This window comes from Agromyces humi, assembly GCF_009720255.1.
GTDB lineage: Bacteria > Actinomycetota > Actinomycetes > Actinomycetales > Microbacteriaceae > Agromyces > Agromyces humi.
The window spans coordinates 1-1,006 of the sequence record NZ_WJSP02000678.1 but is presented as its reverse complement, the minus strand read 5'-3'; the positions used below and the strand labels follow the sequence as shown (position 1 = coordinate 1,006).

General features: G+C 71.1%; 1 protein-coding gene. It reads left to right on the top strand.

Going from position 1 to position 1,006, the window contains the following annotated elements:
• Positions 1 to 765, top strand: a 765-nt coding sequence (locus GH736_RS23455) for an SDR family NAD(P)-dependent oxidoreductase (protein WP_159607469.1), incomplete at its 5' end; no start/stop codon positions are given.
• Between the last annotated feature and the right edge of the window lie 241 nt (positions 766 to 1,006).

Below are 1,006 nucleotides of genomic sequence, written 5' to 3'. Positions count from 1 at the left end.
CCCGAGTGGGTCGAGCGCCTCGACCAGGGCCGCTTCGCCGGCAAGACCGTGATCGTGACCGGCGCCGGATCGGGCATCGGCCGCGCCACGGCGTCGCGCATCGCCCGCGAGGGCGGCCGGGTCGTCGCGGTCGACGTGTCACAGGAGCGCCTCGACGAGTTCGCCGCCGAGCACGAGGGGGCCGACCTCGTGACCCTCGTCGCCGACATCACCGACGACGCGAAGATCGCCGAGATCATCGGCGCGGCCGGTGAGCGCATCGACGGCCTCGCGAACATCGCCGGGATCATGGACGACATGACGCCCATCGGGGAGCTCACCGACGCCGTGTGGCAGCGCGTGTTCGCCGTCAACGTCGACGGGACCATGAAGCTCATGCGCGCGGTCGCGCCGCTCATGCTCGCACAGGGCTCGGGCTCGATCGTGAACACCGCCTCGGAGGCGGCGCTGCGCGGTTCGGCCGCGGGCGTTGCCTACACCGCGTCGAAGCACGCCGTCGTGGGCCTCACGAAGTCCACCGCGTTCATGTACGGGCCGAGCGGCCTGCGCGTGAACGCCGTGGCCCCGGGCCCGACCATCACGAACATCGAGGCGAAGTTCGCGTCGCCGCTCGGCGCCGAGCGCGTGCAGCTGGCGATGACGATCCTCCCGGATGCCGCCGAGGCCGAAGCCCTCGCCGCGTCGATCACGTTCCTGCTCAGCGACGACGGCGTGAACATCAACGGCGTCGTGCTCGCGTCGGACGGCGGCTGGTCGGCCGCCTGATCGGCTCGCCCGCCTGATGCACAGGGGCGCTTCACGTCCTTGAAGATTCCTCGGCTCCCTCATCGCCGAGTTCGCCGTCGGCGCGTGCGGATGCGCGCCACGGCCAACTGCACAAACGTGGCATCCGTGAAGTACACCGCCGCCCCTTCCGGCGAGCAACGAGGATCGTGCGTGCCTGCTGCACGCTGAGCCCGACGGGGCCGGTCAGGGCGCGGATGACGCGGAGCTTCGTCGAGAAGCT